Annotated in this window: 23 protein-coding genes; 13 read left to right on the top strand and 10 right to left on the bottom strand. The window is 73.3% G+C overall.

Annotation, left to right across the window (positions count from 1 at the left end; genetic code table 11):
* Positions 1-64: 64 nt before the first annotated feature.
* Complete coding sequence (locus tag AVL59_RS00910) at positions 65-817, top strand: DUF4142 domain-containing protein (protein ID WP_067299309.1); 753 nt, start codon at positions 65-67, stop codon at positions 815-817.
* Here AVL59_RS00910 and AVL59_RS00905 read toward each other — a convergent pair.
* Positions 814-2,460 (bottom strand): glycoside hydrolase family 13 protein, encoded by a 1,647-nt coding sequence (locus AVL59_RS00905; protein ID WP_067299308.1) that lies wholly within the window; start codon positions 2,458-2,460, stop codon positions 814-816. The two genes, AVL59_RS00910 and AVL59_RS00905, sit on opposite strands and share 4 nt — an antisense overlap.
* A 105-nt stretch (positions 2,461-2,565) precedes the next feature.
* Here AVL59_RS00905 and AVL59_RS00900 point away from each other — a divergent pair, with 105 nt between their 5' ends.
* Complete coding sequence (locus AVL59_RS00900) at positions 2,566-2,847, top strand: hypothetical protein (RefSeq protein ID WP_237281404.1); 282 nt, start codon at positions 2,566-2,568, stop codon at positions 2,845-2,847.
* Here AVL59_RS00900 and AVL59_RS00895 read toward each other — a convergent pair.
* Together AVL59_RS00895 and thrS are read right to left on the bottom strand one after the other, a co-directional pair.
* Entirely contained in the window at positions 2,844-3,809 is a 966-nt protein-coding gene (locus AVL59_RS00895; protein WP_067299307.1) for a nucleoside hydrolase, read from the bottom strand. The genes AVL59_RS00900 and AVL59_RS00895 overlap by 4 nt on opposite strands.
* Before the next feature lie 32 nt (positions 3,810-3,841).
* Positions 3,842-5,080, bottom strand: coding sequence for a threonine--tRNA ligase (thrS, locus tag AVL59_RS00890; protein WP_308281828.1), 1,239 nt, complete (start codon positions 5,078-5,080; stop codon positions 3,842-3,844).
* A 305-nt stretch (positions 5,081-5,385) separates the two neighbouring features.
* Here thrS and AVL59_RS00885 point away from each other — a divergent pair, with 305 nt between their 5' ends.
* Entirely contained in the window at positions 5,386-6,168 is a 783-nt protein-coding gene (locus AVL59_RS00885; RefSeq protein WP_067299306.1) for a hypothetical protein, read from the top strand.
* A gap of 17 nt (positions 6,169-6,185) precedes the next feature.
* On the opposite strand, the gene AVL59_RS00880 is transcribed toward AVL59_RS00885, so the two are convergent.
* Complete coding sequence (locus AVL59_RS00880) at positions 6,186-6,959, bottom strand: L,D-transpeptidase (protein ID WP_067299305.1); 774 nt, start codon at positions 6,957-6,959, stop codon at positions 6,186-6,188.
* Positions 6,949-7,452 carry a SigE family RNA polymerase sigma factor gene (locus AVL59_RS00875; RefSeq protein WP_067299304.1) on the bottom strand — a complete coding sequence of 168 codons (504 nt, stop codon included), beginning with the start codon at positions 7,450-7,452 and terminating at the stop codon, positions 6,949-6,951. Before AVL59_RS00875 ends, AVL59_RS00880 begins: the two co-directional genes overlap by 11 nt.
* A gap of 201 nt (positions 7,453-7,653) precedes the next feature.
* Here AVL59_RS00875 and AVL59_RS00870 point away from each other — a divergent pair, with 201 nt between their 5' ends.
* From AVL59_RS00870 to AVL59_RS00860, 3 genes are read left to right on the top strand one after another with little or no spacing between them, the layout of a single operon-like run.
* Positions 7,654-8,103, top strand: a complete 450-nt coding sequence (locus AVL59_RS00870) for a sigma factor-like helix-turn-helix DNA-binding protein (protein WP_067299303.1) — start codon at positions 7,654-7,656, stop codon at positions 8,101-8,103.
* On the top strand, positions 8,100-8,774 hold the full coding sequence (locus AVL59_RS00865) for a hypothetical protein (protein ID WP_067299302.1): 675 nt from the start codon (positions 8,100-8,102) through the stop codon (positions 8,772-8,774). The genes AVL59_RS00870 and AVL59_RS00865 overlap by 4 nt, the downstream gene beginning before the upstream one ends.
* Complete coding sequence (locus tag AVL59_RS00860) at positions 8,771-10,360, top strand: transglycosylase domain-containing protein (protein ID WP_067299301.1); 1,590 nt, start codon at positions 8,771-8,773, stop codon at positions 10,358-10,360. The genes AVL59_RS00865 and AVL59_RS00860 overlap by 4 nt, the downstream gene beginning before the upstream one ends.
* A 23-nt stretch (positions 10,361-10,383) precedes the next feature.
* Here AVL59_RS00860 and AVL59_RS00855 read toward each other — a convergent pair whose 3' ends face one another.
* Together AVL59_RS00855 and AVL59_RS00850 are read right to left on the bottom strand one after the other, a co-directional pair.
* Positions 10,384-11,727, bottom strand: coding sequence for a helix-turn-helix domain-containing protein (locus AVL59_RS00855; RefSeq protein WP_067299300.1), 1,344 nt, complete (start codon positions 11,725-11,727; stop codon positions 10,384-10,386).
* Between the two features lie 274 nt (positions 11,728-12,001).
* A complete protein-coding gene (locus AVL59_RS00850; protein ID WP_067299299.1) occupies positions 12,002-12,610 on the bottom strand; it encodes a DUF2867 domain-containing protein in 609 nt (202 codons plus the stop codon).
* Positions 12,611-12,705: 95 nt separating this feature from the next.
* Here AVL59_RS00850 and AVL59_RS00845 point away from each other — a divergent pair, with 95 nt between their 5' ends.
* Positions 12,706-13,263: a TetR/AcrR family transcriptional regulator gene (locus AVL59_RS00845; RefSeq protein ID WP_067299298.1), complete on the top strand. Its 558-nt coding sequence runs from the start codon at positions 12,706-12,708 to the stop codon at positions 13,261-13,263.
* A gap of 291 nt (positions 13,264-13,554) precedes the next feature.
* Here the strand turns inward: AVL59_RS00845 and AVL59_RS00840 are convergent, their stop codons facing one another.
* Together AVL59_RS00840 and AVL59_RS00835 are read right to left on the bottom strand one after the other, a co-directional pair.
* The gene (locus tag AVL59_RS00840; protein ID WP_067299297.1) at positions 13,555-14,841 is read right to left on the bottom strand and encodes a hypothetical protein; all 1,287 of its coding nucleotides are present in this window, start codon (positions 14,839-14,841) and stop codon (positions 13,555-13,557) included.
* A 65-nt stretch (positions 14,842-14,906) separates the two neighbouring features.
* Positions 14,907-16,082, bottom strand: a complete 1,176-nt coding sequence (locus AVL59_RS00835) for a PP2C family protein-serine/threonine phosphatase (RefSeq protein ID WP_067299296.1) — start codon at positions 16,080-16,082, stop codon at positions 14,907-14,909.
* A gap of 126 nt (positions 16,083-16,208) precedes the next feature.
* Between AVL59_RS00835 and AVL59_RS00830 the strand changes: the two genes are divergently transcribed.
* Positions 16,209-16,655 (top strand): hypothetical protein, encoded by a 447-nt coding sequence (locus tag AVL59_RS00830; protein ID WP_067299295.1) that lies wholly within the window; start codon positions 16,209-16,211, stop codon positions 16,653-16,655.
* 222 nt (positions 16,656-16,877) lie between these two features.
* Complete coding sequence (locus AVL59_RS00825; protein ID WP_067299294.1) at positions 16,878-17,816, top strand: hypothetical protein; 939 nt, start codon at positions 16,878-16,880, stop codon at positions 17,814-17,816.
* On the opposite strand, the gene AVL59_RS00820 is transcribed toward AVL59_RS00825, so the two are convergent.
* Positions 17,716-19,062, bottom strand: coding sequence for an aminotransferase-like domain-containing protein (locus AVL59_RS00820; protein WP_067299293.1), 1,347 nt, complete (start codon positions 19,060-19,062; stop codon positions 17,716-17,718). The two genes, AVL59_RS00825 and AVL59_RS00820, sit on opposite strands and share 101 nt — an antisense overlap.
* A gap of 91 nt (positions 19,063-19,153) precedes the next feature.
* On the opposite strand from AVL59_RS00820, the gene AVL59_RS00815 reads away from it, so the two are divergent.
* The 4 genes from AVL59_RS00815 to metG all read left to right on the top strand — a co-directional run bounded on the left by AVL59_RS00815 (position 19,154) and on the right by metG (position 25,848).
* Positions 19,154-19,954 carry an alpha/beta fold hydrolase gene (locus AVL59_RS00815; protein WP_067299292.1) on the top strand — a complete coding sequence of 267 codons (801 nt, stop codon included), beginning with the start codon at positions 19,154-19,156 and terminating at the stop codon, positions 19,952-19,954.
* Between the two features lie 142 nt (positions 19,955-20,096).
* A complete protein-coding gene (locus AVL59_RS00810; protein ID WP_067299291.1) occupies positions 20,097-22,037 on the top strand; it encodes an FUSC family protein in 1,941 nt (646 codons plus the stop codon).
* A gap of 101 nt (positions 22,038-22,138) precedes the next feature.
* Positions 22,139-23,977, top strand: a complete 1,839-nt coding sequence (locus tag AVL59_RS00805) for a VWA domain-containing protein (protein ID WP_079146461.1) — start codon at positions 22,139-22,141, stop codon at positions 23,975-23,977.
* Between the two features lie 155 nt (positions 23,978-24,132).
* Positions 24,133-25,848, top strand: a complete 1,716-nt coding sequence (metG, locus tag AVL59_RS00800) for a methionine--tRNA ligase (RefSeq protein WP_067299290.1) — start codon at positions 24,133-24,135, stop codon at positions 25,846-25,848.
* Positions 25,849-25,850: the final 2 nt, after the last annotated feature.

Below are 25,850 nucleotides of genomic sequence, written 5' to 3'. Positions count from 1 at the left end.
CGGGATCCACGACCGGGCAGGAGGCACGGTGCGCTTTTCGCGGAACGCGACGGGAACTCTCTTCGTGGGCGGTGCGATGGCCCTGACCCTCGCGGCACTCGCCTACCCGAGCATGCTCGGTGTGAGCACCGTGTCCAGCTCGCCGTCGCGGGTCATCGCCCAGACCCAGTGGGGGCCGCTCACCGAGGGCGACCGGGACTTCGTGGTCAAGGTGCGGGCGGCCGGACTGTGGGAGTACCCGGTGGGGCAGATCGGGTTGCAGAAGGGCACCACCAAGGGCGTCATCGAGGCCAGCAAGCACCTGGTCGACGGGCACGCGGCGCTGGACACCACGTGCCGCAAGATCGCGCCGATGCTGAACATCACGCTGCCCAACATCGCGAGCCCCCAGCAGGAGGGCTTCGTCACGACGCTGAAGTCGGACAGCGGCAAGAAGTTCGACAGCGACTTCGCCAACATCCTGCGGATGACGCACGGCTCGATCTTCAACACGGTGGCGAAGATCCGGTCCACCACCAAGAACTCACTGGTGCGCGCCCTCGCCGACCAGGCCAACGACACCGTCCTCGACCACATCACCGTGATGGAGAAGACCGGTCTGGTCGACTTCGACCAGACCATCTTCCAGCAGACCACTCCGCCGAAGCTGCCCGCCTCCGACCAGACCCCGCCGCCCCCGCCGGCGGGCCAGCCGCAGGTGGTGCTCACACCGCCGCCGAACGCGACGTCGAAGCCGGTGGACATCGACGGCATCGCCGGCGGCAACGGAGGCGGGGGCGCCTCGCCGGGCCCCAGCCCGAGCCCGACGGTCGGCTAGCCGAGCCAGACGGTGGTGTCCGGCGGGAGGGTTCCCGCCGGACTCGGCGGCGTGCTGCTCAGCAGCACCTCGCCCGGCGGCAGCGGCACCGGATCCGCGGTGAGGTTGGTGACGCACCGCCAGGCTCCGGTGCGGGCGAAGTCCAGCACCCCGGCCGGGGCGCCGGGCGTCCACGTCAGCGTCTCTCCCTCCAGCAGCTTGCGGCGCAGCCTGAGCGCGGTGCGGTACAGCTCCAGGGTGGAACCCTCGGCACCGGCCTGGGCCTCCACGGCGTACGACGCGAAGGACGCCGGCTGCGGCAGCCAGGCGGCCCCGGGCCCGAAGCCGTAGGACGGTCCTGCCGTCGTCCACGGCAGCGGCACCCGGCAGCCGTCCCTGCCTTTGCGGACGTGCCCCGTCTGCTCCCAGATCGGGTCCTTCAGCACCTCGGTGGGCAGATCGGCGGCTTCGGGCAGGCCGAGCTCCTCGCCCTGGTAGACGTACGCCGATCCGGGCAGCGCCAGCATCAGCAGGGTCGCGGCCCGGGCCCGGCCGAGGCCGGCCTCCGGGTCGATCGCCGGGGCCCGGCCGCCGGAGAGCAGCCAGGCGTTCTCGTCGGTGCCGGGCGGCAGCATCAGCCGTGAGGGATGGCGGACGACGTCGTGGTTGGAGAGCACCCAGGTGGCCGAGGCTCCGGCGGTGCGGGCGGTGGCGAGCGAGCCGGTGATGACCTCACGCAGCTCGTCGGCGTCCCAATGGGCTTGCAGATACTCGAAGTTGAAGGCCTGGCCGAGTTCGTCCGGGCGGGCGTACAGGGCGCGCCGGGTGTCCGGGACCCAGGCCTCGGCGACGGCGGTCCGCGGCGGGGTGTAGGCGTCGAAGATCTTGCGCCAGTCGCGGTAGATCTCGTGGACCTCGTCGCGGTCCCAGTACGGGTGCGTGCCGGGCTCCACCCGCCGCAGGGCATCCTCCCCCGTCGCGTCCAGGTCCCCGACGTGCCGGAGCGGCTCGGTGAGGTCCTTGGCCAAGCCGTGGGCGACGTCGATGCGGAAGCCGTCCACGCCCCGGTCGGACCAGAAGCGCAAGGTGGTGCGGAAGTCGGCGCGGACCTCCTCGTTCTCCCAGTTCAGGTCGGGCTGTTCGGCGGCGAAGAGGTGCAGGTACCAGTCGCCGTCGGGCAGGCGCCGCCAGGCGCTGCCGCCGAAGACCGACTGCCAGTCGGTGGGCGGGAGTTCGCCGTGGGCGCCGCGGCCGGGCCGGAAGACGTAGCGCTCGCGGGCGGCGGATCCGGGGCCGGCCCGCAGGGCCTCCTGGAACCAGGGGTGCCGGTGCGAGGTGTGGTTGGGGACGATGTCGACGACGATCTTCAGACCGAGCCGGTGGGCCTCGGCGACCATCGTGTCGAAGTCGTCCAGGGTCCCGAGACGCGGGTCGACGTCCCGGTGGTCGGCCACGTCGTAGCCGCCGTCGGCTAGTTCGGAGGGGTAGAAGGGGCTGAGCCACAGGGCGTCGACGCCGAGCACGGCGAGATGGTCCAGGCGCTGGGTGACGCCCCTCAGGTCGCCGAGACCGTCGCCGTCGGCGTCGGCGAAGCTGCGCGGATAGACCTGGTAGATGACGGCCTGGCGCCACCAGTCGGGGTTCCGGGAGGAGAGGTCTGCCATACGGGCTCCCTTCAGAAGGAGGACTGTACAGACTCTGTCCACATTGCCCGGAAAGCGAACCTTCGACGGTGTACGGCCACCTGTCCTTGCGGAGAGAATCCCCTCGTGCCCTTCGACGACGACGAACCGGTCTTCAAACGGAGCGAGTTGGGGACCAACCGCTACGAGTACAACCCGGACAACCCCGTCGGGCTGACGCTGATCGTGCTGACCCTGGTCTTCGCCGGCGTGATGCTCCTCCTCATGCACAACCACGCGGGGCCCTTCAGGCCGCCGGAGCCGACTCCGGCGCCGTCGATCCCGCCGGACGACATGTCGCGGTGGGCGCCTCCGCCGGACGACGGTCTGCCTTCCGGGCCGCCGTCCGGCACGTCCGACGCGCCCTAGCCCCGCTCCACCGTCTCCAGGTACAGCTTCACGTACCGGTCCACGTCCACGTCCAACGCCACGTCCACCAGGGCCTGTTCGCGGGCACCCCCGTGGATCTCGGACTCGCCCGGGCGCGGCCGGCGGTCGACGACGGTCTGACCCCTGGTCGGGCCGGGGGCGAGGGAGACCTCGACGGGCAGCAGACGGGTGGTGAGTCCGGCCGGGTCCGCGACCGCGCACACCGCGCCCGCGTCGCCGAGGCCGCCGGCCGGGTCGTCGCCGTCGGGGTCGGGCGCGGACGGGCGGTGGGCCAGCAGCTCACCGGCCAGCCGGGTGCCCGGCTCCGCGCTCTCGCGCAGCCGCCGTACGTCCGCGCCCGGGACGACGACCCGGGTGAACACGTCGAGCCCGTACATGGTGATCGGCACCCCGGCGGTGAGCAGGACGGCCGCCGCCTCCGGGTCGTGCCAGACGTTGAACTCGGCCACGGGCGTGGCGTTTCCGGTGGCGACCGCGCCGCCCATGAACACGATCCGCTCGATGTTCCGCGTCACGTGCGGATGGGTGCGCAGCAGGAGCGCGATGTTGGTGAGCGGTGCGGTCGGGATCAAGGTGACCGGGGTCGGGGAGCCCAGGATCTCGCGGTACAGGAGCGTCACGGCGTCCACGGCGGCACGGCCGCGTCTGGGCGCGGGCAGGCCGAGGTCGCCCATGCCGTCCACGCCGTGCACATGCCGGGCCGAGCGGGCCGGCTCGATCAGCGGGCGGGCGGCGCCCCGTGCCACCGGGATGTCGGGGGCGCCCGCCTGTTCCAGCACGGTCAGGGTGTTGTGAACCACCCCGTCGACGTCGGTGTTCCCGGCCACACAGGTCACCGCCCTGAGGTCCAGGCCCGGGTGGCGCACGGCGAACAGCAGGGCCAGGGCGTCGTCGACGCCGGTGTCGCAGTCGATGATCACGGGGATGGGCTGACCGGTCACGGCGGACTCCTTCCGTCGTGACCGACCCTAGATCACGACCACAGAACAGCGCCCCGTGCCGCCACCCGTTCGGCGATCCGGTGCAGCAGCTCGGGCACGGGGAGCGCTCCGGGGCGGCGCCCGTCCCTGAGGCGCAGGGCCGCGAGCCCGGCCCCGGCCTCGCGCTCGCCGATCACCGCCTGGTACGGGACCAGGCGGGCCGCGCGGATCCGGGCGCCGAGGGTGCCCTGCTCCGGGGCGGCGAGTTCGGCGCGCAGGCCCAGCGCCCGCGCCTCCCGGACCACCGCCTCCGCCCGTTCCGCCTGCTCCTCGGCGACCGGCAGCACGACCAGCTGCACGGGCGCGAGCCAGGCCGGGAAGGCCCCGCCGTGGGACTCGATCAGGTGGGCCACGGCCCGCTCCACGCTGCCGATGATGCTGCGGTGCACCATCACCGGGCGGTGCCGTGCGCCGTCGGCGCCGATGTAGTGCAGGTCGAAGCGGGCGGGCTGGTGGAAGTCGATCTGCACGGTGGACAGGGTCGACTCGCGGCCGGCCGGGTCCGCGATCTGCACATCGATCTTGGGGCCGTAGAAGGCGGCCTCGCCCGGCGCCTCCTCGTACTCCACCCCGCTCTCGGCGAGGACCTCCTTCAGCAGCGCGGTGGCCCGCTGCCACAGCTCGGGGTCGGCCACGTACTTGCCGCCCTCGCCGGGCAGCGAGAGACGGTGGCGTACGGCCTCGATGCCGAGGTCGGCGTAGGCGCGCCCGATCAGCTCCAGGGCGGCGCGGGCCTCGCCGACGGCCTGGTCGAGGGTGCAGAAGACATGGGCGTCGTTGAGCTGGATGGCGCGCACCCGGGTCAGGCCGCCGAGCACGCCGGACCGTTCGGACCGGTACATGGTGCCCAGCTCGGCGATGCGCAGCGGCAGTTCGCGGTAGCTGTGGGAGCGGGAGCGGTAGATCAGGGCGTGGTGGGGGCACAGGCTGGGGCGCAGGACGACCTCCTCCGCGCCCAGGTCCATCGGCGGGTACATGTCGTCGCTGTAGTGGTCCCAGTGCCCGGAGATCTCGTACAGCTCGCGTTTGCCGAGCGCGGGGGAGTACACGTGCCGGTATCCGGCGGCGCGTTCCGCCTCCCGGATGTACTCCTCCAGGGTGTGGCGTACGACGGCTCCGTCGGGGAGCCAGTAGGGCAGGCCCGCCCCCATCAGCGGGTCGGTGTCGAACAGGCCGAGTTCGCGGCCGAGGCGGCGGTGGTCGGGCAGCCGGTCGTGCATCGGGGTGTTCATGGGGCGTCTCCTCGGTGAGGGAGGCGAACATCCCGGTGGCGGTGCGTGCGGAAAGCCCCGGGGCGTTCGCCCCGGGGCTTTCGGCTGGGTCAGGAGTCAGCGCGCCGGGACGGTTTCCGGCGTCGTCGTGCTCTTCGGGCACTGCTGGGCGCGCTGCATGGCGGGACGGTAACAGCGCTGCCGCCGCGCGGGCCACGGGTTTTCCCGCGGCCCCTCACCCGGACGGCCCGGAGCGCTGGTGAGCGGGGTCGGGCGATGGTGCCGTGAGAGGAGGCACTACCGCGCCCCGCCCAGGAGGCACCCCGATGACCGCTGCGATACGCCCCCGCGTCCGCCCGCTCGCCGCTCTTGCCTTCGGCCTCCTCACCCTGGGCGGCTGCGCGACCCTCGGCCTGGAGCACCCGCCGACCGCCGAGCAGCCCCTCCCGACGATCGACTCGTCCTCGCCGAAGCCGAAGAAGTCGGCCCGTGGTGACGGCGCGGCGCTCACCGACGCCCAGGCCCGGGCCGCGCTCCTCACGGAGGCGGACCTCGGCGCCCCCTGGTCCGCGACGGGCGGGGCGGCGACCTGGCGGGACGGCCTGCTGAAGGCCACCACCTCGGCCGGGCAGTGCCAGCGGCTGCTCGACGCCCTCTACAGCGACGAACTCCTCGGCGCCCCCGCCCGGGCCGCCGTCGGCCTCGACGACACCGACACCGACGCCCAGCTGCGCTACCAGATCGGGACGCGCCTGCCGAAGGACGTCGACGCCGAGCTGAGCTGGCTGCAGACGATGCCGGTCCAGTGCGCCGAGTTCACGGCCGACACGGAGACCGGCCTGATCGAGGACGTCCAGGTCACCGACGCCCCGCTGCCGCAGGTCGGGGATGTGCGCCAGGGGCTGCGCGTCACCGTGGCCACCACGACCGACGACGGGCAGGAGTCCGTGCTGACGATGGACGTGGCCGCCGTCCGCGTCGGCGAGGACGCCTTCGCGCTCACCAACGGCGGGCTCGGCGACGTACCGAACGACGCGACCCAGGCGGCCGTCCAGATGGGCGCGCTGCGCCTGGCGGACGTGCGCAGGCAGGGCCGCGCCCAGGTCTGAGGCGCCCCGGCCCGCCCCTAGGGCGACTCCGACGGGAAGGCCCGCAGCTGTGGCGCCCGGCCCGTCACCAGCACCACCGAGCCCTTGTCCAGCCGCGTGAACAGCCACTTCGCGTCGGCCTCGTGCAGGCTGATCCAGCCGCCGGTGGTGGCGTAGTGGCCGGGGGCCTTCGTGTCGTAGGTGAGGGCGTCGATGAAGGTGGTCCGCTTCCTGTCCGCGGAGAGCAGTTCGATCGTCCAGGGAGCGCTCGGCCCCGACACACTGCCGCCGACGCCGTCGTCGGTCTTCGGCTCCCCTTTGAGGTACTTGGCGATGACGGTGAACCGGCCGGTGGGCGTGGGCAGTTTGGCGACGCCGGAGGAGACGGGCATGACCCGCCCGTCGACGGCCATCGTCATACCGGTGAGGTCGACGACGGCGTCGGCGGGCACGGGCGTGCTGGTGGCCGGGCTGGGGCGCGGGCTGGGGCTGGGGCTGGTGGCCGGGCTGGGGCGCAGGCTGGGGCTGGTGGCCGGGACGGTGCGGCGGGGGGAGCCGGAGTCGTGGCGCAGGCCCGCGGAAAGCGTGACGGCGACGGCCGCCGCGGCGGCGATCCCGGCGACCGCCGCGGTCGTACGCCGGCGACGGCCGCGCCGTACGGCCAGGCGGCGGATCTCGGTGCCGGGGACGGGCGGGGCGGCCTGGTGGTCCTGGGCCAGCGTGCGCAGCGCACCGGAGAGTTCACCCGCGTGCCCGGTGCCTTCGAGGCCGGTGCCGGGGAGGTCGGCGTCGTAGCGGCGGTCATCGGACACGGTCGCCCTCCCTCTCCCCCTCGCCCGGGGCCAGCACCCGCGCCAGTGCCGCGCGGCCACGGGACAGCCGGGCCTTGACCGTCCCCACCGGGGCCCCGGTTTCCGAGGCTACTTGCTCCACGCTCAGGTCGCACAGATGGTGCAGGACGACGGCCATCCGCTGGGCCTCGGGCAGGGTGCGCAGCGCGGAGACGAGCGCGGCGTGCTCGGGGTCGGGCCCGGGCACCGACTCCGGCGGCGGGGTGCGCCGGACGAGCTCCAGCCACCGCCGGGCGCGGCGCCACCGGCTGATGGCGAGCCGCATCGCGACGGTCCTGACCCACGCCTCGGGCGCGCCGTCCGCGAGGAAGTCGCGCCGCCGGTCCCAGGCCCGTACGAACGCCTCCTGCACAACGTCCTGCGCCTCGCCGTGATCCCCGGTGAAGGCGTAGAGCTGGCCGGTCAGCCGGGGGAACGCGGCGGCGTAGAACGCGTCGAACTCGTCCTCGGTCATGCCGCCCCTGCCATCGGTGCCCCAATTTCCCCGAACCGCCGTGCAACCCGGACCGCTTCGCGGTGCGTACAGGTCCCGTACGCCGCACATCGAAACACATCGCAAGGGGAACCCGATGACGACCAGAGCCGACCGCCGCCGTCCCGCCGCCCGTGCCCTGCTCCCCGCAGAGGCCGGCACCAGGGCGGGCGGCGCGCCGACGTGAACCGAGGCCACCGAACCCGCCATCGCGCCCACCGCCCCGGCCGCCGCCCCGAGTTCGCCGGTTACGCCGCCGCGGCCTGGCCGCGTCTGCTGCGCACGGCCCACCTGCTGACCGGCGACCCGGCCGAGGCCGACGCCCTGGCGCGCACCGCCCTGTCCGACGCGTACGCCCACTGGCGGCGCATCCCGGGCGACGACACCGACTTCTACGTACGACGCCTGCTGGTGCGCCGCCATCTCGGCCACCGGGCGCGCCGCACGGGGCCCGCCCCACGGGCCGCGCTCGCCCGCGCCCTCGCCGCGCTGCCCGCCCGCCAGCGAGTGGTGCTGGTCCTGCGCCTGGGCGAGGACCTGGGCCGGCTGGAGATCGCCGAGATGCTCGGCTGGTCGGTCGGCGCGGTGAAGTCGTACGAACGACGGGGGCTGAAGGCCCTGGGGGCAGGATGAAACGCAAACAACCGGAGCCGATACCCGGCGACTTGAGCGAGGCCTTCGTCTCGGCCGCCGACGACGCGCCCCGCACGCCCGTCCCGCTCGCCGCCATCGAGCGCGAGGGGCGCACACGGCGGCGCCGGCGCCGGATCGCGGCGCTGCTGACCTGCTGTCTGCTGGTGCTCGGCCCGCTCGGCTACGTCACCTGGCGGCTGGTGGGCGGGGCCGGGTCCGGGTCCGCGACGCCCGGGAAGACCGTGGCCGCCGGGGCCGTGCGGGTGGTGGCGGCCGGGGAACGCGTACGGCCGCTGTCCGGGACGGAGCTGTGGCTGACCAAGGACGGGGCTCACTGGTCGGCGCCGAAGGGCGGGGGCGAGTTCCTGCCGGTCGCGGGGCTCTCCTCGGGCACCCCGGCCGTCACCCTGCGGCTGGAGGTGGTGGACGGGCGGCTGCTGCTGTCCGGCGTCCACCACGGCGGCGGACCGGCCGCCCGCGTCGAGGTGGAGACACCCTCGGGCCGCGTCCCCGGGAAAGTGCTCACGCTGGCGGGCGACCCGGGCTGGGACGTCTGGTACGCGACCACCCGGTTCGTCGTGGCCAAGGACAAGCGGATGCTGCTGGACACCCGGGTCACGGTGTACGACGCGAACGGCAAGGTCCTGGCACGGGGCGGGGTGGGCTCGTGAAGCGTCTTCTCGTGCATCTGCGCCGCCGCCGGGGCCGCTGGGTCCGGCGGGTCCTCGTGGCCCTGCTCGCGCTGTTCCTCGCGCTCGTCGGCACGGTCTGGGTGGCGTACGAGCTCACGACGATTCCCGCCCCGCATCCGGAGACGGTCAGCCAGAGCACGGTCTTCCTGGACGCGGGGGGCGAGTACCTGGGCCGGCGCGGGCCGGTGGACCGGCAGGACGTGGACCTCTCCCAGGTGCCCCGGCACGTCCAGGACGCGGTGATCGCCGCCGAGAACCGTTCCTTCCGCACGGACTCGGGCGTCTCGCCCAGCGCGATCGTCCGAGCGGCCGTGGCCACGGTGTCCGGCGGGGAGCGCCAGGGCGGTTCGACGATCACCCAGCAGTACGTGAAGAACGCCCTGCTGAGCCCCGAGCAGTCGCTGACCCGCAAGGCCCGCGAGGCGCTGATCTCCCTCAAGCTGGACCGCACCCGCTCCAAGGACCAGATCCTCGAGGGCTACCTCAACACCGTGTACTTCGGCAGGGGCGCGGCGGGCATCGAGTCGGCGGCCCGGAACTACTTCGGCGTGGACGCCAAGGACCTCACGGTGTCGCAGGGCGCGGCGCTCGCGGCCATCATCAACCGGCCGACGTACTACGAACGGGCCGGCTCGGACGCGAAGGTCACCGCGACGCTGCAGAAGCGCTGGCGCTGGGTCCTGGACGCGATGCGCTCCTCGGGCGGCATCACGCTCGCGCAGCGCTCCTCGGCCGCCTTCCCGGCCTTCCGCTTCTACCCGCCCGGCGCCTCGGACGGCCAGCGCCAGTACCTGATCGACGCGGCCGCCGCGGAGGCCGCACGGCGCCTCGGCATCTCACAGGACCAGCTGGCGCGCGGCGGCTACACGGTCCGTACGACCTTCGATCTGAGCACGCAGTACGCGGTCTCGGAGCAGGTGCGTGAGCGCGGGCGCGCGCTGGGCCTGCCGAAGGACACCCGGCTGCACGCGGCCGTGATCGCCATGGTCCCCGGCGACGGCGCGGTCCGCGTCCTGTACGGCGGTGAGGACTACGCCCACCAGCCCTTCAACGACGCGCTGTCCGGCGCGGTGGAGGCGGGTACGGCGCTGCGGCCGTTCGCCAAGAGATGGCTCGGCGCGCCGCTGACCCGGTTGCCGGACACCGCGGCGCCGACGCCGATGGCCGTGGCCTCGGCGTACGCGACGGCGGCGGCGGACGGCACGTACGCGACGCCGTACACGGTGGCCCGGATCACCCGGGGCGGCCGTACCGTCTACACGGCCCACCCGGACAGACACTCGGCCATGGCGCCGGGCATGGCCGCGGTCATGGCGAAGCAGGCCTCCGCGGGGCCGCAGCCGACGTACACCGGCGGCGCGGGCACGGGTCCCGGTACCCGGACGTTGTGGCAGTCGGTGTACACCCCACGGCTCGCCCTGACCACCGCCGTGTTCGGCGAGCATCCGGCGGCCAAGGGCCGTCCGGCCAGGCCGGCCCACCTTCCGGCCTCGGTCGTGAATCTGGCGACGGGGGTCCGCTCGGAGGTCTTCGCGCCCCCTGCGCCGGCCCTGTCGGCGGGGTGAACGGCGGGGACCCCGCCGAGGGGTCACAGCGGCGGCTGGGCCGGCGCCGGTCCGAGGGTCGTGGTGCCCGGGGCCGTGCGGTGGCCCAGGCCCGTGCGGTAGGCGTCCAGGGCGGCCTCCACCCGGCCGGTGCGGCGCAGCAGGTCGCCGAGGAGGCGGCACAGGTCGGCGAGGTCGCCGGCCGCACCGGCCCGCTCCAGGAGACTGAGGGCGCGGACGTAGTGCTCCTCGGCGGCCTCGGTGTCCCGGGCGTCCTCGGCGATGATGCCGAGCAGCCGGTGCGCGGCGGCCGCGTGGACGGCGCCGCGTTCGGAGGAGAGGTCGCCGAGGACGCCGTTGAGGAGGTCGGCGGCCTCGGCCGACTTGCCGCGCCGGTGCAGGACGTCGGCGAGTTCCACGGCGGCCTGGCTGCGATAGAGCGCGGCCCGGGTCTCCGAGAGCATGGCGTGGGCCTGCCGCAACTCGGCTTCCGCACGCTCCAGTTCACCGTCCTGCGCGCAGACGTAACCACGCATCCAGTGGCAGTTGGCGAGTTCGGTGCGCAGTCGCAGCCGGCGGTACAGCTCGGCCGCCTTGGCGAGGGAGGCGTCGGCCTCGGCGACCCGGCCCTCGGCGAGCAGGGTGCGGGCGACGGAGCGGTGCATCCGGGCGATCAGCGCCGGGTCCTCGGCCTGCGGGGCGAGCGCGAGGGCGAACTCGGCGGCCTGGGCGGCGCGGGCGTGGGCGCCCATGTCCATGTAGGGGCCGATGACGCTGGCGTACAGGAGGAGCAGCGCGTCGGGGTCGTGCAGTCCGCCCCGGTTGAGTTCGTCGAGGGTGGATTCCAGGAGGTAGACGGCATAGCGGAGTTCCCCGGCGAGGTAGTGCGCGACGGCCCGGCCGCGGACGGCGGGCACCCGGGCCGGCAGGGACTCCCCGGCCAGCCGGGCCTCGGCCCGCTCGAAGTATTCCCGCGCCTTCCCCAACTCACCGGTCTCCATGGCACATTCGCCGAGCCCGAGCAGGGCGGTGGCCTGTTCGGCGTCGAGCGCGTGCGTCTCGGCCTCCGCGAGCAGACCGGCGTACCGCGCGGCCGCCTCCTCGGCCCTGCCGTCGGCGAGGGTGCGCTGGGCACCGGTGAGACGCAGCCGGAGGTCGGTGGCGAGGTGCGCCGGCCGGCCCACGGCCAGTTCCTCGTAGGCGACCCCGAGCCGCCCGGCGATGTGCCGGAGCGCCTCGTCGGAGGCGCGGACCCGCCCCGCCTCCAGGGTGGAGATGTAGGCGGGCGTGTAGGCGGGCTCGGCCAACTGCCGCTGCGTCAACCCGCGTTCGTTGCGCAGCTGCTGCACGCGCCGCCCGATGACCTCGGGATCGTCCCGTTCCCGCATCCCCTGCTCCCCCAACTCCCTTGGCACCCCTTGCCGTTAAGGTCCGACAGGTTCTAGGTTAAACGGCGGATTAAGCATGCTTAACACGTCGCTGTTGTTGCGAGGTAGCCGTGCTCGGTCGCAATTCCACCCCCTACGAACGCCCCACCGCACGGTACTTCAGGGGAGCGGCCGCGGCCGTCCTCGCCATAGCGGCCCTGATCACGGCGGCGAACGCGGGCCCGGCCCGGGCCGCCCAGGAGAGACCGGCGGGCCACGCGGCCCGGGACGGGCATCAGAGCCGGGGCGCGCTCCGGCCGGCGGCGTTCGCCCGCCATTCGCGGCCGATGGAGCGCATGAGCGCCGGATACACCCCGAGGTAGCGGAAGGGCTTGATGGCGGCCATGTAGAGGGTTCCGAGCAGCCCGTTCGGCTTCACCAGCACGGCCATCCGGCCACGGTAGCCGCCGGATCCGTCCGGGACCCAGCCGATGTGCATCACCGCGTGCACGGTCTTGTTGCCCATCTCGGCGGCCCACTCGTCGCTCCTCTGGTAGAGCGAGGTGAACGGGGACGAGCCGAGGTCGGGACCCCGGGGACCCCGGCGAAGGTCCTCCGGCAACCGGTCGCGCAGGGAAGGCACCCGGGCGCCGACGCCGGTACCGGACTCGTCCCAGCCGAGCAGCGCCCCTAGCTTCCAGCGGACGGCGAAGAGCACTCGGGAGACGAGACCTTCCCCTCTCACCCCGCCACTGATTCCGTCGGCGATCTGGCGCACCAGCAGGGCGAGATCGTCGGGTCCGCCAGGGGTGGGCAGTGCCCACACGTCCTCCACCGTGAAGTCGTCGGCGATCTCGTGGATCCGCCAGGGGCGGTCGGTGTGGGCGGTCCGGGGAAGTCGCATGCGCAGGCCCCTGTCTATACGGTGACGTATAGAAAAAGCATAGGACCATCTATACGCCCCCGTATATTCGGTAGGGACGTGAGGAGGCACACACCATGGGCGCGACCCGCACGCCACGGAACAAGTGGATCGAGGAAGGCTTGCGGGCACTCGTCGCGGGCGGCCCCGAAGCGGTCCGGATCGAGGTGCTGGCGCAGGCGCTGGGCGTCAGCAAGGGCGGCTTCTACGGGTACTTCCGCAACCGGGAGGCGCTGCTCACCGAAATGCTCGACACCTGGGAGTACGAGGTCACCGAGAGCGTGATCGAGCAGGCCGAGAGCGGCGGGGGAGACGCCAGGGCCAGACTGGAGCGGCTGTTCGACATCGTCGCCGCCGCCGACGGGCCGGTGCGGGGCGCCACCGCCGACATGGCGATCCGCGACTGGGCCCGCCGCGACGCGACCGTCGCCGAGCGCCTGCGCCGCATCGACAACCGCCGCATGGACTACCTGCGTTCTCTGTTCTCCGCCTTCTGCCCCGACGAGGACGAGGTCGAGATCCGCTGCCTGATCGCCGTCTCGGTGCGCATCGGCAACCACCTCTACGCCGCCGACGACGGCACGCGGCCCCGCGCGGAAGTGATGGAGCTGATCAGGCGACGGTTGCTGGCCTAGCTCGACCCGGGTCGTACCCGTGCGGGTGATGAAGGCCGCCCGGCCGTGTCGTGGGCGGTGGCCCAGTCGTCCCCAAGGGGCAATGATCACTATGGGACGGGAGTTTCGCGATGGACGCTCTTGGCGGCCTGCTCAGCCACGTCGGCGCCCTGCTCGCCGGACTACTGGCCGGCCTCGGCCTCGGTTAGGCAATGCGTGCCGGCCCTTGCCCGGGCGGTGGTTCCGCCGCCGCTCCGGGCAGGGGCTTCGCGCACGGCGCCTGGACGTACCTCACGTTCACCGGGTGAGCCGCTACCGAGCCGCCTGAAGCTGCCGCAGCTGCCGCTGGACGTCCTCCAGGGCGCCCTGCCGGCGCCCCGGCACCCTCAGCCGCAACTCCGCGAGCGCGGGCCCGAGTTCACGGGCCCGCGCCGCGTCCTTGATGCACGTCCACTGGTGGTGGGCCCGGTCCACGGCCGCCTCCACGGCAGGCGCGTCCACCGCCTGCCCTGCGGTCAGCCGCACCCCCGCGACACCCAGCCAGGCCCGGCAGCTGCGCACCGAGTCCCCCGCGAACATGGCGAGATCGGCCCGCACTTCGGCCCAGTGCAGTGCTTCGCCGGATGCGGCCCCATGGGCACGCATGGCCGCCTGCTCATGCCGAGCGGCGAGAACTTCGGCATCGGCGTGCCGCCCGGCCTGGACGGCGGCACTGATGTCGGCATGGGGGTCCACGGCCCCTGGACCGTCCGGCACTTGGGGACGAACGGCCACATGGCCGAGCCCGTCCGGCACTTGGGCAGAAACGCCCGCATAGCCGATCCCGTCCGGCATTTGAGGACGAACTGCCGCCGCATAGCCGATCCCGTCCGGCACTTGAGGACGAACTGCCGCCGCATGGCCCAGCCCGTCCGGTACTTGAGGACGAGGCCGTTCAGGCCGATACGGGGGTCCGGGGGCGTATCCCCCGGGTCCGGCCAGCACCAGATCACGCCCGGCGCTCGACTCCGCGATCCGGGCCAGCGCCTGCTCGTGCAGCTGAGCGAGAGGCGGCCGGTGCCCACTGCGCAGCAACGTCGCCACAGCCTTCATGTACGACGGCTCGGCCACCCCCCTGCGCCCGCCCGCCCCAGGCGCCACCCGGCCGTAGACCGCCGCCGTACGCCCGCAGTCCAGCGGACGCTCGGCCAGGTGCCGCCAGGTCTCCGCGTCCGCGTGCAGGTCGACCACGAGCGCGGTGTCACTCGCGGAGCGCAGCCTCAGCTCCTCCCGGATCCAGTGCCAGGGCAGCGCGGTGTAGCGGACGGTGGCCGGCGTGGTGCGGGCCAGCGCGAGGTGGGGCAGATGCTGGCGGCGGTCCAGCTGCAGTTGCCCGACGACGTACACGGTGAGCGGTCCCGGCGCGGCCGCGGCGGCGCGCAGCCGGGTGAGGACGGCCTGCGGCTCCAGCGGATCGGCGAGTTCGACCACGTTGGCGGTGTCGGTGCCGGACAGCACGGCGGGGGCGACCGCGGCCAGCACGGGCAGTACACCGGCCGCGTCCACCAGGCATCCCCTGCCCAGCGGCGAGGCCGCCAGCAGCAGCACGGTTCCGGGCATCGTCCCCTCCCCTGTAGATCGCTCTCCAGCCAGCACCGTAGCCGCTGCTCCCGCGAACCCGGGCCTCAGGACCGCAAACGTCCCCGTTCGGGCTCTTCGCCCCCCACCCGGCGGATGGCGAAGACCGTGGTGTCGTCGTCCAGGTGGCCGCCGCTGTGCCTCAGGACGCCGTCGCGGACCTCGCCGACCAGGTGCCGGGGCTGCGCGCGATGCGGGTCGGCGGCGACCGCGCGGGCCACTTCCCGGGCCAGCGGATAGAACTCCCCGGGCCGGTCCCGGGCTTCTGTCACCCCGTCGGTGACGAGCAGCAGGGTCTCCTCGGCGGCCACCGGCACCCGGCGCACCGGCGGAAGGCCGCCCCCTAGGTCGGTGAGGCCGAGCGGGAGGCCGCCGCCGCCGGGCAGGGACCGTACGCCGTGCGGGCCGACGGCGAGCGGGGGTTCGTGGCCGAAGTTGACGACCTCCACGGCGCCCTGCGGGTCTTCGGGGAAAGAGAGGAGAACGGCGGTGGCGAAGCGTTCCCCGCCGTCACGGCCGAGCACCGTGGTGTGGCGCCGGTGCCGCATCATCCGTGTCTCCAGACGCTCGGCGACGGTCCCCAGATCCGCCTCGTGGTAGCCGGCCTCCCGGAAGGTGCCGAGCAGCGCGGCGGCCGTCTCCACCGCGCCCAGGCCCTTGCCCTGCACGTCCCCGACGAGGACACGGGTGCCGTGCGGGCCGGGCTGGATGTCGTAGAAGTCGCCGCCGACCCGGGCCTCGGTGTCGGCGGCGAGGTAGACGGCCGCGTGCTCCAGGCCCGCCCAGACCCGGGGCAGCGGGCGCAGCACGGTGCGCCGCGTGGTCTCGGCGATGTCCTGCATGTGCAGCATCCGCCGTTCGCCGCGCAGCCGTACCTCGCAGGCCAGGGTGGCGAGGACGCCGCCGAGGGCGACGAGGATGAAGTCGGGCAGCCCGGCCTGGTACTGCCGGGGCCAGGCGCTGTCCACGGCGACGTAGGTGACCACCGACAGCACGGCGTACGCGGCGGTCGTCCACACCCCGCAGAGCGCGGCGGCCGTGCCGGGCACGAGGACGGCCCAGGAGACGACCCGGAACCGCTCGCTGGTGGCGAAGTCGAGCACCGCGATCCCCACGAGCAGCAGCAACGGCAGCGCCCAGCCGACATTGTGTCCGCCGACCCGCAGCGGCCCCGGCCGCCGGGCCTCGCCCTCGTGCGCGCCGACCAGGCCCAAGCCCTCCATGCCCCTCAGACAAGCATGGGACCATACCGCCCGCATCCGGGCACTCGTCACCCTGTCGGCCGACTTGCCAGGCCGTCCCCTTGGGTGTGCCCTGGAAACCGAGGGCGAGGAGAGAGGAGCGCTGCCATGGCTCAAGCGGCACCGGTCACCGGCGGCACGACCCGGGGCGGCCGTACTCCCGACGTTTTCAGCGAGCGCACCCACGCGGCGGCCAAGGTCGTCGTTCCGGTCGTGCTCGGGCTCGTCTACGGGTACTGGGCCGCGGCCAACACCCGCTACGGCGGGCCCATCACCGGCTGGAACCTGCTGTTCGGCTTTGTGACGGCGATCGTGTTCGCGGCCGTCTGGATGGGTCTGGCGGCACTGACCCCGCGTCTGCCGCGCGAGCTGCACGCGGCGCTGTGGGCGTCCTTCACGGGTATCGCGGTCGGCTTCCTTTACAGCCTGAGCGGCCGCGGCCACTCCGTCCTGGGGTCCGCGGGCATGGGCCTGGCGTTCGCCGTGGTCGCGTTCGCCGTGCTGTTCTACCGCTACTACACGCACGAGGACGCGGAGGGACACCGCATCCGCTGAGCGTGCGGCACGCGCGTGGGCCCCGGCCGGGGAACGGCCGGGGCCCACGCACTCCCCTGTGCTCCCACCTCACCCGCACCAGGAAACACCCGTTCGGCGCAGCCCTCCACCGGAGAGCGGAATCACCGGCTCCACCCGCCGGCACGGCCGTACGGCTTGACTTTTCCCCCTGATGCAGTCATACCGGTCGCCCCTCGGGCCCCGGCGTCCTTGCCTTGAAGCGTGTCCCCACGCCTCAGGAGCGCCCTGTCGGCCGTACTGATCGCCCTGTCCTGTCTGCTCGTGCCGTTCGGCGCGCCGGCGGCCTGGGCGGCGTACGGGCTCGCCGACACGGGCCGCTACGTCACCACGATGGCCCCGCTCGCCGCCGACCCGGACGTGCGGGAAGCCGTCGTGGCCACGGTCGGGGACGGCATCGTGCGCGAGGTGGACCATCGGATGGACGTCCGGCCGATGCGCGGCTCGGTCGCCCCGTTCGTGCACGACGCCGTGCGCTCCTTCACCCAGACCCGCGCCTTCCGGCTGGCCTGGGACACCGGCAACCGGGTCACGCACGACGCGGTGCTGCGCGCCCTGCGCGACCAGGACGCGGACGACGAGCGCGCGCGGCCCGTCACCATCGACCTCGCACCCGTCACCGACCAGGTCAAACGCCAGCTCACCCAGGACCATGTGCCGCTCGCCGCGCGCATCCCGGTGCAGCACACCGTGGTCCCGGTGCTCCCGGCGGGCGAAGTGACCCAGCTGAGAAAGGGGTTCCGGGTGCTCGAAGTCGCCGGCTTCTGGCTTCCGGTCGCGGCCGTCGTCTTCGCCGTCGCCGGGATCGCCCTCGCCGTCCACCGCCGCCGCGCCGTCGTCGCGACCGCGCTGGGCACGGCGCTGGGCGGCGGCCTGCTCGCCCTCGCCCTCACGATCGGCCGCGGCTTCACCCTCGCCGGTCTGCCCGCCGATGTGTCCCACCCGGCCGCGGGCGCGGTCTACGACGCCCTGACCGGCACCTTGCGCACGGTCTCCTGGCTGCTGCTCGGCCTCGGCCTCGCGGTGGCCCTGACCGCCTGGCTCACCCGCCGGCTGCGGCCGCCCCGCCGCGCGCGAGGCCGGCGAGGGTCCGAAGCGCACGCACCAGCTCCGGCTCCGGAGCCGACGCGAGCCCGAGTCTGACGGCGTCCGGGGTACGGCTCGGGTCGACCGAGAAGGCCGTACCCGGCGTGACCGCGATCCCGTGCGCCCGCGCGGCGGCGGTGAAGGTGTCGGCCCGCCAGGGCGCGGGCAGCTGCCACCAGGCGAAGTAGGCCGCCGGATCGGACCGTACGGCGAAACCGTCCAGCTCCTCGGCGACCAGCCGCTGCCGCCGCCCCGCGTCCCGCCGCTTGGCGGCGACCAGCCGCGCCACGGTCCCGTCCCCGGTCCACCGCACGGCCGCCTCCAGCGCGAAGGACCCCGCGTTCCACCCTCCGGACCTGACGGCCCGCGCCACCGCCTCGGCCCGGTCGGCGGGCGCGAGGACGAACCCGACGGTGAGCCCCGGCGCGACCCGCTTGGACAACCCGTCGACGAGGTGCACGAGGCCGGGGACGAGCGCGGCGAGCGCGGGCGCGCCGCCCTCGTGCAGGAAGGACCAGATCCGGTCCTCCACGACGGGTATCCCCAGGCTGTGGATGACGTCGGCCAGCCGCGCGCGCCGCTCGGCGCCGAGGGTCAGCGAGGTCGGGTTGTGCAGAGTCGGCTGGAGGTAGAGGGCGGACAGGGGAGCGGTGCGGTGGGCCGCGGCGACGGACTCGGCAAGCGGTCCCTCCTCGTCCGCCGCGAGCGGTACGAGGGTGACGCCGAGCCGCCCCGCGATCTCCTTGACCAGCGGATACGTCAACGGCTCGACACCGACCCGGCCGCCCGCCCGTACCAGCGAGGCGAGGGTGGCCGCGATGGCCTGGCGGGCGTTGCCGGTGAAGAGGATCCGGTCGGGGTCCGGCCGCCCGCCGTCGGCGGCCAGCAGCCCGGCCACCGCGTCCCTCGCCGCCACGGTGCCGGCGGCCGGGGCGGGCCGCAGCGCCTCGGCCAGCGCGTCCGGCCTTAGCAACGGCGCGAGGGCCGGGGCCAGCAGCTCCGGCTGGCCGGGCGCGGACGGGTAGTTGAGCTCCAGGTTCACGGGCGGGGCACCGGCCGCCTCGGTCAGCGCGTGCCCCGGCTGCCGGTCCGGCTCGGTGGCCCGTACGAACGTCCCGCGCCCGACCTCGCCCACCACCAGCCCCCGGCGCACGAGTTCGGCGTACACCCGCCCCGCCGTCGACGCCGCGATCCGGTGCCGCCGGGCGAACGCCCGCTGCGGCGGCAGCCGCTGGCCGGGCCGGAGCCGCCCGCCTGCGATGTCGTCGGCGATCCGGTCGGCGATCCGCCGGTAGTCGTCCACATGTCCTCCGCCGTCCCGCCGGCACACCGGATTGCACCGAGGGCAAAGATCTTATTGCACCGAGGAGTTGGTGGTGCCTAGGGTCGATCACATGAGCCCCTTCCTCGCATACGAGGACAAGGGGGACCCCGGTGTCTCCTCCCGCGTCCCCCTCGTCCCCCTCGTCCTCGTGCACGGCCACCCCTTCGACCGCACCATGTGGGCCCCGCAGCTGGCCGCCTTCTCCGGCCGCCGCCGGGTGATCGCCCCCGATCTGCGCGGCTACGGCGCCTCCCCCGTGACCCCCGGCACCGTCCCGCTCGCCCGCCACGCCCAGGACATCGAGGAGCTGCTGGACTTCCTGTCGGTGGACTCCTTCGTACTGGCCGGCCTGTCCATGGGCGGCCAGATCGCCATGGAGTGCTACGACCGCTTCGGCGACCGCGTCCGGGGCCTGGTCCTCGCGGACACCTTCCCCGACCCCGAGACACCCGAGGGCAGGCTCGCCCGACGCGCCATGGCCGACCGGCTGCTCGCCGAGGGCCTCGCCGGCTACGCCGACGAGGTCCTCGACAAGATGGTCGCCCCGTACGCCGATCCCGAGGTCAAGGCCCATGTCCACCGCATGATGACGGCCACCTCCCCCGAGGGCGCCGCGGCCTCCCTGCGCGGCCGCGCCGAACGCCCCGACTACCGCCCCGTGCTGGCGAAGGTCACCGTCCCCGCCCTGGTCGTGGTCGGCGCCGACGACACCTACACACCGGTCGCGGACGCGGAGGCGATGCACGCCGCGATCCCCGGCTCCGTGCTGCACGTGGTCGAGCGGGCGGCCCATATGCCGAACCTGGAACGGACGGCGGAGTTCAACGGGGCACTGGAGGAATTCCTGACCGAGGTGGACTCCCGCTCGTAGTCTCGGGACGTGCCCCATGGCCCTGGACGCAGACTCGGTTCCCGATCCGCCGCCCTCCCCCTCGCCAGGGTCAGCGTCGATATCACGCTCCACCAGCGAAGACGGCCCGGGGCCGCCGGGGCGAAGCGGTCATAATGGGCGCATGTCCCGCGAGTTCCCCATCGGCCTCACCCCTCCCGACTGGCTGGTCCGGAACCTCCAACCCCACCGGGCACCCCTCAACTGGCCCGCGATGGTCCGGGCCGCGCTCGCGATGGCCCTCCCGCTGGCGCTCGGGCTCGCGGCCGGACGGCCGGCCTACGGCGCGCTGGCCTCCATGGGCGCCCTCTCCGGCGTCATCAGCGACACCGCCGACGCCTACCGCATGCGCATCCTCAACATCGCGGTCCCGCAGCTGTTCGGCGCGGTGGGCGTCACGCTGGGCTCCCTGGTCCACGGCCACGGCTGGTACGCGGTGACCGCCGTCACCGGCATCGCCCTGCTGTCCGGAATGATTTCGACGATCGGCGCGGTCGCCTCGGTGTCGGGACTGCTGCTGCTCCTGAACGCCGTGATCGGCGCGGGACTCCCGCTCCCCGGCCCCTGGTGGCTGCCCCCGGCCCTGATGGCCGGCGGCGGCCTCCTCGTCCTCGCCCTGGCCCTGCTCGCCTGGCCGCTGCGGGCCGGGGTGCCGGAGCGGACATCCGTCGCGGCGGCCTACCGCGAGGTGGCCGCCCTACTGGCCTCCTGCGGCGACCCGGACGCCTACGTCGCCACCCGCTTCGACGTCACCCAGTCCCTCAACCAGTCCTACGACCTCATCCTCGCCCACCGCGCCCGCCACCACGGCCGCAGCCGCGAACTCACCCGTCTGTTGGCCCAGTTGAACGCGATCACCCCCGTGGTCGAGGCGGCCCCAGCCGTCCACCTCTCCGGCCGCCCCCTCCCGCCGGAGATCCCCGAGGCGGTCCGCCACCTGGCCCGGGCCATCGAGACCGGCCGCACCACCCCCATAACCCTGCCGCTCCTCCCCGCCCCCACCACCGAGACCGCTCGGGCCGTCGACCACGCGCTGCGCCACGCCGCCGAGGTCGTCACGGCCCCCGACGTCGACCCCCGGGGCATCGACGACCGCCTGGGCCGCCCGGCGGCGCTGAGCATCCGCACGGCCCGCGCGGCCCGCAACGTCGTCCTCTCCGCCAACTCCTGGCGCTACGGCCTGCGCCTCGCGGTGTGCATCGGCATCGCGCAAGCCCTGGTCTCGCTCATCCCCGTCCCCCGCTCCTACTGGGTGGCCCTGACGATCACCTTCGTCCTCAAGCCCGACTTCGGCTCGGTGTTCTCGCGGGCGCTGCTGCGGGCACTGGGCACGGTGGCGGGCCTGCTGATCGCGGCGGCGGTACTGGCGGAGGTGCCCCGGGGCTGGTGGGACGTTCCCGTGATATTCGTCCTGGCCCCGCTGATCCCGGCCCTCACCCCCCGGGGCTACGGCTACCAGACGGCGGCGATCACCCCGGCCATCCTCCTCCTCTCGGACACCCTGAACCACCAGGGCACCGCCCTCCTGCTCCCCCGCCTCCTGGACTCCCTCATGGGCTGCGCGATCGCCCTGATCGCGGGCTATCTGCTCTGGCCGGAGAGCTGGCACACCCGGGTCGGCGACCGCCTGGCGGACGCGGTGGCGGACACGGCGAGGTACGTGGAGGCGGCGTTCGGCGCGGACACCGACCCCGCCGCCCGCGCCCGCATGCGCCGCCGCCTCTACCGGGACCTGTCGACCATCCGCACGGAGTTCCAGCGGGCCCTGACCGAACCCCCGCCGACCGGACGCCGCGCCGCGGCCTGGTGGCCGCTGGTGGTGGCGGTGGAACGCATCGTCGACGCCACGACCGCGGCCCGCGTCCGCGTCCGCCACGGCGCCGAGCCACCGTCGGCCGCGGAGATCGACCAGGTGGCCCTGCAACTGCGCGAACTGTCGGAGGGCGTACGCCGCGCCGAAACCCTCACGGCGGTCCGTACCCACCTGGCAGGTCCCTCGGGTAGCGTCCTGGAACCACTGCGCCAGGAGGTGGCGGCGGCACGAGCGATCACGACACCCCACTGACGCTCGACCAGCGACCGAATCGCAATATAGGGCCGCTAACCTTACGTGTCCGTCCTGGCCAGGGATTAAACGGGCATCAACTCACGCGAAGGGTTGCGCACATGGGCATTCTCACTCTCCTGCGGAACGCATTCGGCCGGGGGCGCAAGACGCGCACCGCCGAGGCAGAGGGTGCGGACCGACGCCCTTCGCCGACCCGGACCCCCGAGCCGGCCTCCGCTCCCGAACAGACCCCGGCCCAGACCGCCCAGGTCCCCGAGCCCCGCACCTCCTCCCCCGGGGAACACGACCTGGTGTCGGCGGCCTTCGACAACGTAACGGTCCCCCGCCAGGCCACAGAGCCCCCACACGACCCGACAACACCCGAGCAGCCGACGGCCGAGACCACGCCTGCCGCTGAAAAGCCGGTGGCGGAGACCACGCCTGCCGCCGAGAAGCCGGTGGCGGAGACCGCGCCTGCCGCCGAGAAGCCGGTGGCGGAGGCCGAGCCCGTCACCGCGGAGCCGGTGGCGGAGGCCGCGCCTGCCGCCGAGGAGCCGGTGGCGGAGACCGAGCCCGTCACCGAGGAGCCGGTGGCGGAGACCGAGCCCGTCACCGAGGAGCCGGTGGCGGAGGCCGAGCCTGTCACGGAGGAGCCCGAGCCGACGGCCGAGGCTGAGCCGACGGCCGAAGGCGAGCAGGTGGCTGAGGCAGAGCAGGTGGCTGAGGTGGAGCCGCAGGCTGTGGCGCAGCCTGCCCCTGAGCCGGTTGCTGAGGAGCCCGAGCCGGTGGCGGAATCGGAGCCCACAGCGGAAGCGGAGCCCGAGCAGGTCGCGGAGGTTGAGCCCACAGCGGAAGCGGAGCCCGAGCAGGTCGCGGAGGTTGAGCCCGCAGCGGAGCCCGACCCCGAGCCCGTGGCACAAGCCGAGCCCACGGCGGAAGCAGAGCCCGAGCAGGTCGCGGAGGTTGAGCCCGCAGCGGAGCCCGAGCCGGTCGTCGAGGTTGCGGCCGAGCCGGTCGTCGAGCCGGAGGCACAGGCAGCCGCCGACGGCGAGGACGCCCCACAGGGGACACCCGCGGCCGACGACGAAGCCCGCACGGGTGGTGCGGGTGGGAACGAGACCGCCGAAGGCGAAGCCGAGGCGGCACCGGAGCCGCAGGCAGCCGCCGACGGCGAGGACGCCCTACAGGAGACACCCGCGGCCGACGACGAAAGCCGCACGGGTGGTGCGGGTGGGAACGAAAGCGACGCCGATGGCGAAGCCGAGGCGGTGCCGGCCAAACCCGCCCTCCCCCTCACCCGCGTGAAGTCCCGCACCCCCTCCCTCACCACCGCCTACAAGGCCGCCACCACCACCCTCAAGAAGGCCGACCTCACCGGCACCCGAGCAAAGCTCTACCTCGTCCTCGACCGCTCCGCGAGCATGCGCCCGTACTACAAGGACGGCTCCGCCCAGGCCCTCGCCGACCAGTCCCTCGCCCTCGCGGCCCACCTCGACCCCGAGGCCACGGTCCACGTCGTCTTCTTCTCCACGGAGGTCGACGGCACCACCGACCTCACCCTCACCCCGGACCACGAGACGAAGATCGACGACGTCCACGCAGCCCTCGGCCGCATGGGTCGCACCAGCTACCACGCGGCCGTGGAAGCCGTCCTCACCCACTACGAGAAGAACCACGCGCAGAACACGGACCCCGCCACCCCCGCCCTGGTGATCTTCCAGACGGACGGCGCCCCCGACGCCAAGACCCCGGCCACCCAGTCCCTCACCGAAGCCGCCGAGAAGCACCCCTCCGTCTTCTTCTCCTTCGTCGCCTTCGGTGATCACGACAACAAAGCCTTCGACTACCTCCGCAAACTGAAGACCGACAACACGTCCTTCTTCCACGCGGGCCCCACCCCCCGTGAGCTCACGGACGCGGAGCTGTACGAAGGTGTACTGGCCGTTTGGCGCCCGTGACCATTCGTAACAACCCATAACCGAACGCAGTCACCCGGGCCGCCCCTTCCCCCTTGTTCCACCCTGCAAAACGGGAAGCGGGCGGCCCACCCCTGTCAGCTACGATTTCAAGGTTCGAAACCACAGAAAACGCAGCGACCTGGGAGCAGCCCGCGATGGCTCGACACCTCATCACCAGCGCCCTTCCGTACATCAACGGAATCAAGCACCTGGGCAACATGGTGGGGTCCATGCTCCCGGCGGACGTGTACTCCCGGTACCTCCGCCAGCGCGGCCACGACGTCCTCTACATCTGCGCGACGGACGAGCACGGCACTCCGGCCGAGCTCGCGGCCAAGGAGCTGGGCCTCCCGGTCGCCGAGTTCTGCGCCCAGGCGCACGACGCCCAGAAGGCGGTCTACGACGGCTTCGCGCTCGCCTTCGACTACTTCGGCCGGAGCTCCTCCCCCGAGAACCGCGAGATCACCCAGCACTTCGCCCGCAAGCTGAACGAGAACGGCTTCATCGAAGAGCGCGCGATCCGCCAGGTCTACTCGCCCACCGACGGCCGCTTCCTCCCGGACCGCTACGTGGAGGGCACCTGCCCGCACTGCGGCTACGACAAGGCCCGCGGCGACCAGTGCGAGAACTGCACCCGCGTCCTGGACCCGACCGACCTGATCAACCCCCGGTCCGCGATCTCGGGCAGCACGGACCTCGAGGTGAGGGAGACCAAGCACCTCTTCCTCCTCCAGTCCAAGCTGGAGAACGAGGTCCGCGAATGGGTCGCCCGCCACGACAAGGACTGGCCCCAGCTGGCCTCCTCCATCGCGCACAAGTGGCTGACCGAGGGCCTGCACGACCGCGCGATCACCCGTGACCTGGACTGGGGCGTCCCGGTCCCGGCCGACACCTGGCCGGAGCTGGCCGCCGAGGGCAAGGTCTTCTACGTCTGGTTCGACGCCCCGATCGAGTACATCGGCGCGACGAAGGAGTGGTCCGACCAGGACACGGAGAACCGCGACTGGAAGTCCTGGTGGTACGACGTCGACAACGACGTCCGCTACACGGAGTTCATGGCCAAGGACAACGTCCCCTTCCACACCGTGATGTTCCCGGCCACCGAGCTGGGCGTGCGCGAGCCGTGGAAGAAGGTCGACTACGTCAAGGCCTTCAACTGGCTGACGTACTACGGCGGCAAGTTCTCCACCTCCCAGAAGCGGGGCGTCTTCACCGACCAGGCCCTGGACATCCTGCCCGCCGACTACTGGCGCTACTTCCTGATCGCCAACGCCCCCGAGTCGGACGACTCCTCCTTCACGTGGGAGCACTTCACCGCCACGGTCAACAAGGACCTGGCCGACACCCTCGGCAACTTCGTCAACCGCGTCCTGTCCTTCTCCAGGAAGCGCTTCGGCGACGACGTCCCGGCCGGCGGCGTGCCGGGCGAGGCGGAGACGAAGCTGGGCGCGGAGATCGCCCGCCTCCTCGCGGAGTACGAGGAGCACATGGAGACCCTCCAGTTCCGCAAGGCGGCCGCCGCCCTGCGCGCCCTGTGGTCGGCCGGCAACTCCTACCTGGAGGAGAAGGCCCCCTGGCTGGAGATCAAGACCGACAAGGACGCCGCGGCCCTCACCCTGCGCACCGCGATGAACCTGATCCACCTCTACGCGGTGGTCTCCGAGCCGTTCATCCCGGCGACGGCGAAGACCATGCGACAGGCGTTCTCGCTGGCGGACGACACCGCGGCCTGGGTGACCCAGGAGGAGGCGAAGTCCCTCACCGCCGTCCCCGCGGGCACCCCCTTCACGGTCCCGCCGGTCCTCTTCGCCAAGCTGACGGACGAGGACCTGGAGACCTACAAGGAGCGCTTCGGCGGCCAGGAAGGATGACG

The organism is Streptomyces griseochromogenes (genome assembly GCF_001542625.1).
Classification (GTDB): Bacteria; Actinomycetota; Actinomycetes; order Streptomycetales; family Streptomycetaceae; genus Streptomyces; species Streptomyces griseochromogenes.
Note: the sequence above shows the minus strand (reverse complement) of the source record. Positions and strands in the feature narration are given on the sequence as shown.

Excerpts from the sequence above, each read along its gene's own strand:
- AVL59_RS00805 (WP_079146461.1), top strand. The coding sequence starts at position 22,139 with ATGGGCATTCTCACTCTCCTGCGGAACGCATTCGGCCGGGGGCGCAAG.
- AVL59_RS00810 (WP_067299291.1), top strand. The coding sequence starts at position 20,097 with ATGTCCCGCGAGTTCCCCATCGGCCTCACCCCTCCCGACTGGCTGGTC.
- AVL59_RS00855 (WP_067299300.1), bottom strand. The coding sequence starts at position 11,727 with ATGCGGGAACGGGACGATCCCGAGGTCATCGGGCGGCGCGTGCAGCAG.
- AVL59_RS00835 (WP_067299296.1), bottom strand. The coding sequence starts at position 16,082 with ATGGAGGGCTTGGGCCTGGTCGGCGCGCACGAGGGCGAGGCCCGGCGG.
- AVL59_RS00905 (WP_067299308.1), bottom strand. The coding sequence starts at position 2,460 with ATGGCAGACCTCTCCTCCCGGAACCCCGACTGGTGGCGCCAGGCCGTC.
- AVL59_RS00865 (WP_067299302.1), top strand. The coding sequence starts at position 8,100 with ATGAAACGCAAACAACCGGAGCCGATACCCGGCGACTTGAGCGAGGCC.
- AVL59_RS00830 (WP_067299295.1), top strand. The coding sequence starts at position 16,209 with ATGGCTCAAGCGGCACCGGTCACCGGCGGCACGACCCGGGGCGGCCGT.
- AVL59_RS00875 (WP_067299304.1), bottom strand. The coding sequence starts at position 7,452 with ATGACCGAGGACGAGTTCGACGCGTTCTACGCCGCCGCGTTCCCCCGG.
- metG (WP_067299290.1), top strand. The coding sequence starts at position 24,133 with ATGGCTCGACACCTCATCACCAGCGCCCTTCCGTACATCAACGGAATC.
- thrS (WP_308281828.1), bottom strand. The coding sequence starts at position 5,080 with ATGAACACCCCGATGCACGACCGGCTGCCCGACCACCGCCGCCTCGGC.
- AVL59_RS00850 (WP_067299299.1), bottom strand. The coding sequence starts at position 12,610 with ATGCGACTTCCCCGGACCGCCCACACCGACCGCCCCTGGCGGATCCAC.
- AVL59_RS00845 (WP_067299298.1), top strand. The coding sequence starts at position 12,706 with ATGGGCGCGACCCGCACGCCACGGAACAAGTGGATCGAGGAAGGCTTG.
- AVL59_RS00840 (WP_067299297.1), bottom strand. The coding sequence starts at position 14,841 with ATGCCCGGAACCGTGCTGCTGCTGGCGGCCTCGCCGCTGGGCAGGGGA.
- AVL59_RS00885 (WP_067299306.1), top strand. The coding sequence starts at position 5,386 with ATGACCGCTGCGATACGCCCCCGCGTCCGCCCGCTCGCCGCTCTTGCC.
- AVL59_RS00815 (WP_067299292.1), top strand. The coding sequence starts at position 19,154 with ATGAGCCCCTTCCTCGCATACGAGGACAAGGGGGACCCCGGTGTCTCC.